Source organism: Micromonospora sp. Mcm103 (assembly GCF_024519755.1).
In the GTDB taxonomy this organism is placed as follows: Bacteria; Actinomycetota; Actinomycetes; order Mycobacteriales; family Micromonosporaceae; genus Micromonospora; species Micromonospora aurantiaca.
The window spans coordinates 80,816-86,965 of the sequence record NZ_JALJRJ010000026.1 but is presented as its reverse complement, the minus strand read 5'-3'; the positions used below and the strand labels follow the sequence as shown (position 1 = coordinate 86,965).

The following is a 6,150-nucleotide window of genomic DNA, read 5'->3' as shown; positions in this document are numbered from 1 at the left end:
GCTGCCGCTTCCGCACCCGCTGCTGGAAAGCCACCGACCGGTGCGCCACCGAAGAACCCACCCTGACCACGCGAGACGACGGCCGGCAGCTCACCGCCTGCCACTACCCGGAGGAGCACACACCACTCGATGCGGTCATCGGAGCCGAGTCCGCACCGTGACCAGGGGACGCCGAGCGGTCACAGCGGTGACGGGTCGTCGCGCAGCCTGCTGTAGAGCCACCCGTCACGCCAGGCGCCGGCCCGGAACTCACAGGCCCGCAACACCCCCTCCAGTTGGAAGCCGGCCCTCTCCAACGATCGCTGCTCGGCACCGTTCTCGGCATGGGTGCCGGCCTGGATGCGCTGCGCCGGGGTGTGGCTGAACAGGTAGTCGCAGAGCAACGCCTGGGCCCGCCAGCCGAGACCCCGGCCGCGCCACTCGGGCAGCAGCACGATGCCGATCTCCCAGTACGGCGCCCGCCCGCCGTACTGGCCCTGGCGATAGCTGAGGAAGCCGGCCGCGACGTCGGGGGGCTCGACCTGGACGATCAGGCCGCCCACCTGCTCGCCGAGATAGCCGTCCTCGGCGAAGCGGCGGGCCGGCGCGGCGGCGTCCCGGAAGCCGGCCCAGTCGAGCCCGATCAGTCCGGGTTCGACAGCGAAACGGCGTAGCATCGCCAGATCGTCCTCGGCCACCGGGCGCAGTCGTACGGTCGAGCCGGGCGCCTCGTGGACGACGCCGGCCACCAGCGGATGGGAACTGTGCATCCTCCGCACCGTAGTGACGGGCCGGGCCGCCCGCTGCCCCCGCGCCGGGCGGCTGACCGCCTAGACGGAACGCCACGAATCAGAAGGCAGCGCAGACGCTTGCGGCCCCATCAGCAGCATCCCTCCGTCCACCGCCCAGGACGCCCCCGTCACGTACGCCGCCGCAGGTGAGGCGAGCATCGCCACCACCGCCGCCACCTCCCGGGCGTCACCGGGCCGTCCCACCGGCACACCCGGACGGTCCTGCGTGAACGGGTCGACGTCCTCCTGCCCGGTCATCGGCGTGGCGATCTCACCCGGCGCGACCGCGTTGACGGTGATCCCGTCGGCCGCCAGTTCCTGCGCCATCACCTTCGTGAGCAGGCCGAGCCCGCCCTTGGCGGCGCAGTACGCCGACGAGCCGACCCGGGGCGCGTGCTCGTGCACGCTGGTGATGCTGATGATCCGGCCACCCCGTCCGGCCGCGCGCATCCGCCGGGCGGCCCGCTGCGAGCACAGGAACGGCCCGTCCAGGTCGACAGCCAGCACCTCCCGCCATTTCTCCCAGCTCACGTCCACGAACGGTTCGGACAGGCCGGTGCCGGCGTTGTTGACGAGCACACCCAGGCCGCCGAGCCGGTCGGCCAGTTCGTCGACGACCGCCGCCGCTTCGGGGAGCCGGGTCAGGTCCAGCTCCACGGTCTCGCAGCGGCGGCCGGTGGCACGCACCTCGGTGGCGGTGCGGTCGGCGCCCGCGGCGTCGCCGTACCAGGTGATGCCGATGTCGTAACCGGTCTCGGCGAGCGCCACCGCGCACGCCTTGCCGATGCCGGAGTCCGCGCCGGTGACGATCGCGACGTGGTCGTAGTCCTCGTATCGTTCGGGCATGTCCGCGCACTACCCGCGGGCGGCCGCCTCAACCGGCCGGACGACCCCGGCTCGCCCGGCGGTTTCGTCGGACCCGCTCGCTAGGGTACGGGCGTGATCGCCGATGACTCCGATGCCGTGACAGTCCGCTTCCTGCGCATGATGCGTGCCGAGATAGGCGCCGAACGGGTTGGCGAGGATTCGCTCGGCCGCACCGTCGACCTCGCCCGGCGCTGGTGGGGCACTGGCGCCGCCGCCGACGCGCGCCTCGCCGACGCGCTGCGCGAGCTGCACGGCGAGCCGGTCGACCTGGCCGATCCGCACGACGTGGCCGGTGCCGCGAGCGCCCTGACCGCCGACGCCGGTCTGCGCACCGAGCCGGACCCGCGCGGTGCGGCACTGGCCCGATTCGCCGCCAACGCTCGGCGGCTGCGCACCGGTGAGATCACCCCGGCCGAGTTCGACGAGCTGATGGCGCACGACCGCACCGACCCCGACGCCTGACGACGAGCTGATGGCGCACGACCGCACCGACGCCTGACGACGAGCGGGGCAGCTGCCGGCGTCGTCGCCGGACGCCCGGAACCTGCGCACCGGCGGCACGCCGCGCGACCGGCCGTCGCCCACGCGGGCGGGTCAGCCCGTCCGGACCGGCACGGCCAACTCGGGCGCGTCAGCGGTGAGCAGCGCCGTCCGTGACGGCACGCGCCACCGCTCGTCCAGTGCCGCCGCCAGGTCGTCCAGCATCCGGCGTACGGTCGGCGCCGCCCCCTCGTGCATCGCCTCGACCACCACCAGCACCTCGGCGGTGCCGGCCCGTACCGCCGACGTACCGCTCTGCCGGTGGCACCAGCGCCGGGCGTGTGCGTTCCCGCCCTGGTCGGCGAAGATCACCTCGCCGGGCGCGGGCTGCTCGGACTCCCCGCCGAGGCCCAGGTAGGACTCGGTGCCGTCGGCCGCGCGGACGGTCAGGTCGCCGTCGATCCCGGCCAGGTCGAGCACGGCGACCGGGACGGCGTACCGGACCGAGAGCGCGTTGCCGAGGTCCACGAGCGGGTGCAGCCGGGGCAGGTCGCCCTCCCGCCGCAACCGGCGCAGCAGTGACTCGGCTGCGCAGCGGTAGCGGGTCGGCGGGCAGCCCATCCGGGCGAACGCGCGGCGCCACGCCTGGATCTCCGGGAAGCCACCCTCCGGCCCGGCGGCGAGCCGATCCCGGGCGGCGCCGAGATGCCCGGCGGACAGTGGCGTCACGTCGACGTCCGGGGTGACGCCGGTGGCGTGCAGGACGCCGCAGGTCAGCTCCGGGAAGGTCGACCAGATCTCGGGGGAGTGCCGGAAACGCACAGGGAGACTCCTCTTCGGGCGGTGAGCGGGGACAGGTCAGGCGGTGAAGGCGAGGCCGAGGCCCAGGACGAGGAAACCGCCGGCGAAGGCGTGCCGTAGCAGCCCGGTCAGCCGGGGCCGGGACAGCACCCTGCGGCGCAGCGCGCCGGCCAGGAGCGCGTACCCGGCGAACACCAGCAGCGTGACGGCCATGAACACCAGGCCGCAGGCGAGCATGCGGACGGTGGCGGCGGGCGCGTCCGGCGGTACGAACTGCGGCAGGAACGCCACGAAGAACACGGTCACCTTCGGGTTGAGCAGGTTCAGCAGCACCCCGTCCCGGAACACCGCAGCCGCCGGACGCGGGGGCCGGTCACCGTCGAGGGGGAACGCGCCGCGGTCGCGCAGCGCCGACCAGGCCATCCAGAGCAGGTACGCCACACCCAGCCAGGTCACCACGCGGAACGCCGGCGTGCCGGCGCGCAGCAGGGCGGCGAGGCCGGTCACCGCAGCGATCACGTGCGGGACGAGGCTGAGCGTGCCGCCGGCGGCAGCGGCCAGCCCGGCCCGGCGTCCGCCGGTCACGGCGTTGGCGAGCGTGTGCATCACCCCGGTGCCCGGAGTGATCGCGACGACGAGGGAGGTCAGCAGGAAGGCGACTGTCATGCGGTCCAGCCTGTGACCATAATGGTCCGATGGACAGGGCCAAAGCTGTCGTCATCGAGAAGTCCAAAGCGGCTGGTGCGGACTTCCTCCAGCTCGACGTCGGCGAGGCGCCCCCAGGCGGTCGCGCGGACTGGCTGGCCGCCCGGCTGCGATCGGCCATCGCCGACGGCCGGGCGCCGGTGGGCACGCGCCTGCCGGCGAGCCGGGTGCTCGCCGCCGAGCTGGGTGTCTCCCGGGGCGTGGTGACCGAGGCGTACCAGCGGCTGGCCGAGGACGGGCAGGTGGCCGGGCGCGGCCGGGCCGGGACGGTGGTGGTCGCCTCACCGGCCGCCGTGGTCACCCGGCCACCCCGGCCCAGGAGAGCGGCGGAGGTGTTCGCCGGCCGGCCCGGACTCGACGTCTTCGACGAGTTGCGCGCCGTACCCGCGGAGGTGGACCTGACTCCCGGCGTACCCGATCTGGCGGCCTTTCCCCGCGCGGCCTGGCTGCGGGCCGAGCGGTCGGTGCTGCACCGGATGACGCCCGCCGCGCTCGCCTACGGCGACCCGGCGGGCGCGCCCGCGCTGCGGTCGGCGGTGGCGAACTGGCTGGCCCGCAGCCGGGGCGTCCGCGCCGACCCGGCCGAGGTGGTGATCGTGGCCGGGGTGTCCCAGGCGCTCGGCCTGCTCGCGCGGGTGCTGAGCGACCGGGGTACGCACACCGTCGCGGTGGAGGACCCGGGCTCGCTCGGCGTACGGCAGCACCTGGCCTATTCCGGGCTGGCGACACCGCCGGTCCCGGTGGACGACAGGGGTCTGCGCGTCGACGAGCTGGAGCGGTCCGGCGCGCCCGCCGTGCTGCTCACCCCGGCGCACCAGTTCCCGACCGGGGTGGTGCTCGACGGCGACCGGCGCCGGCGGCTGCTGCGGTGGGCGCGCGACGGCGGCCTGGTGGTGGAGGACGACTACGACGCCGAGCACCGCTACGACCGTCCGCCGGTGCCGGCGCTGCGCGGCATGGCGCCGGACCGGGTCTGCTACGTCGGCAGCATCTCGAAGCTGCTCGCGCCGGCGCTGCGGATCGGCTGGCTGCTGGTGCCGCCCGCGCTGCACGCCGACGTGGTGGCCGCGAAGCGGGCGGCCGACCTGGGTAACGCGGCGCTGGCGCAGCTCGTGCTGGCCGAGCTGATGGAGTCCGGGGCGCTGGAACGGCACCTGCGGCTGCTGCGGCACCGGCACGTACGCCGCCGGGACGCGATGATCCGGGCGGTTCGCGCGTACCTGCCGGGGGCGGTGGTGCACGGCGCGGCGGCCGGGCTGCACCTGATGGTGACGCTGCCCGGCGACGTCGACGACCGGGCGCTGGCGGCGGCGGCGCTGCGCCGCGGGGTGAAGGTCCACCCGCTGTCCTGGCACGGCCAGCGCCCGCAGCCACCCGGCCTGGTCCTCGGCTACGCCGCCACCCCGCCCTCCGACCTCGACCGAGCCCTCTCCACGGTGGCCGAGGTCCTCCGAACCCCGCCCCGGTGATCGAGGAGTTCGTGTCCGAGTCGATCTCCTCGAAGGACACGAACTCCTTGATCAACCGGGGAGAGGCGGGGCGGTGGGCGGGGGGTAGAGAGCGGCCAGGGCGGTGGCGGTCTCGGACAGGCGGGCGCGCAGCGCCTCCGGGGCGAGCACCTCCACGTCGGCGCCGAGCCGGAGCAGGTCACCGTGCGCGTGGGTGAGCGACTCGATCGGGATGACCGCGTGCACCCAGCCGGTGGCGTCGGGTGGCCCGGCGCTCGCCTCGGCGGCGGCCACCACCACGTCGCTGCCGACCTCGCGCAGCCGGGCGAACCCGCGCGGCGACAGCCGGATGCGCGCCTCGTCGCGATGCAGGCCCGCCCGGAACTCCACCACGTGCGCGCGCCACCAGGCCGGCAGGTCCAACTCCGGCCGCTCGAACGGCTCGTCCAGCGGGGTCAGGTCGAGGATCTGGTTGACCCGGTAGGTGGCCGGGTCGGCGCGGTCCGGCCGGGCGGCGACCAGGTACCAGCGCCCGCCCTTGAGGACCAGCCCGTACGGTTCGAGGACCCGGGTCGTCTCGCCCCGCCAGCCCCGGTACCGCACCCGGACCCGGTGCTGCCGCCACACCGCCTCGGCGGCCTCGGCCAGGAACGGCGACGGGTCGCCGTCGGAGTACCAGCCCGGTGTGTCCAGGTGGAACCGCTGCTCCAGCCGGGCCGCCCGGTCGGCCAGCGGCGCGGGCAGCGCGGCCCGCAGCTTGAGCTGGACGGCGGCGACGACCGACTGATAGCCCAGCTCGGCCGCCGGTCCGGGGAGCCCGGCGAAGAGCAGCCGGTCGGCCTCCTCGGCGGTCAGCCCGGTCAGCCGGGTCCGCCAGCCCTCCACGAGCCGGTAGCCGCCGTCGTGTCCGGCCTCGCCGTACAGCGGGATGCCCGCGGCGTGCAGCGCCTCGACGTCCCGGTAGACGGTGCGCGCCGACACCTGGAGGCGGGCGGCCAGGTCGGCGGCGGTGAGCCGGCCGTGGGCCTGGAGGAGCAGCAGGATGGACAGGAGTCGACTGGCCCGCATTCCACTGACAC

7 protein-coding genes and 1 pseudogene are annotated in these 6,150 nt (G+C 75.2%); 3 read left to right on the top strand and 5 right to left on the bottom strand.

From position 1 onward, the window contains the following. Positions 1-161 (top strand): annotated as a pseudogene (locus tag OC439_RS26570) (dipeptide/oligopeptide/nickel ABC transporter ATP-binding protein); the annotation flags it as partial. 18 nt (positions 162-179) lie between these two features. On the opposite strand, the gene OC439_RS26565 reads toward OC439_RS26570, so the two are convergent. Both OC439_RS26565 and OC439_RS26560 read right to left on the bottom strand, forming a co-directional pair. Beyond that, complete coding sequence (locus tag OC439_RS26565; protein WP_262015821.1) at positions 180-749, bottom strand: GNAT family N-acetyltransferase; 570 nt, start codon at positions 747-749, stop codon at positions 180-182. 60 nt (positions 750-809) lie between these two features. Further along, positions 810-1,616, bottom strand: coding sequence for an SDR family oxidoreductase (locus tag OC439_RS26560; RefSeq protein WP_262015820.1), 807 nt, complete (start codon positions 1,614-1,616; stop codon positions 810-812). A 93-nt stretch (positions 1,617-1,709) separates the two neighbouring features. On the opposite strand from OC439_RS26560, the gene OC439_RS26555 reads away from it, so the two are divergent. Further along, positions 1,710-2,099, top strand: a complete 390-nt coding sequence (locus OC439_RS26555) for a hypothetical protein (RefSeq protein WP_262015819.1) — start codon at positions 1,710-1,712, stop codon at positions 2,097-2,099. Positions 2,100-2,231: 132 nt separating this feature from the next. On the opposite strand, the gene OC439_RS26550 is transcribed toward OC439_RS26555, so the two are convergent. Next, entirely contained in the window at positions 2,232-2,939 is a 708-nt protein-coding gene (locus OC439_RS26550; RefSeq protein ID WP_262015818.1) for a B3/4 domain-containing protein, read from the bottom strand. Positions 2,940-2,975: 36 nt separating this feature from the next. Continuing rightward, positions 2,976-3,584: a LysE family translocator gene (locus OC439_RS26545; protein WP_262015817.1), complete on the bottom strand. Its 609-nt coding sequence runs from the start codon at positions 3,582-3,584 to the stop codon at positions 2,976-2,978. A 29-nt stretch (positions 3,585-3,613) separates the two neighbouring features. On the opposite strand from OC439_RS26545, the gene OC439_RS26540 reads away from it, so the two are divergent. Beyond that, positions 3,614-5,092: a PLP-dependent aminotransferase family protein gene (locus OC439_RS26540; RefSeq protein WP_262015816.1), complete on the top strand. Its 1,479-nt coding sequence runs from the start codon at positions 3,614-3,616 to the stop codon at positions 5,090-5,092. Between the two features lie 51 nt (positions 5,093-5,143). Here the strand turns inward: OC439_RS26540 and OC439_RS26535 are convergent, their stop codons facing one another. Continuing rightward, entirely contained in the window at positions 5,144-6,139 is a 996-nt protein-coding gene (locus OC439_RS26535) for a helix-turn-helix transcriptional regulator (protein WP_262015815.1), read from the bottom strand. Positions 6,140-6,150: the final 11 nt, after the last annotated feature.

Excerpts from the sequence above, each read along its gene's own strand:
- OC439_RS26535 (WP_262015815.1), bottom strand. The coding sequence starts at position 6,139 with ATGCGGGCCAGTCGACTCCTGTCCATCCTGCTGCTCCTCCAGGCCCAC.
- OC439_RS26565 (WP_262015821.1), bottom strand. The coding sequence starts at position 749 with ATGCACAGTTCCCATCCGCTGGTGGCCGGCGTCGTCCACGAGGCGCCC.
- OC439_RS26560 (WP_262015820.1), bottom strand. The coding sequence starts at position 1,616 with ATGCCCGAACGATACGAGGACTACGACCACGTCGCGATCGTCACCGGC.
- OC439_RS26540 (WP_262015816.1), top strand. The coding sequence starts at position 3,614 with ATGGACAGGGCCAAAGCTGTCGTCATCGAGAAGTCCAAAGCGGCTGGT.
- OC439_RS26545 (WP_262015817.1), bottom strand. The coding sequence starts at position 3,584 with ATGACAGTCGCCTTCCTGCTGACCTCCCTCGTCGTCGCGATCACTCCG.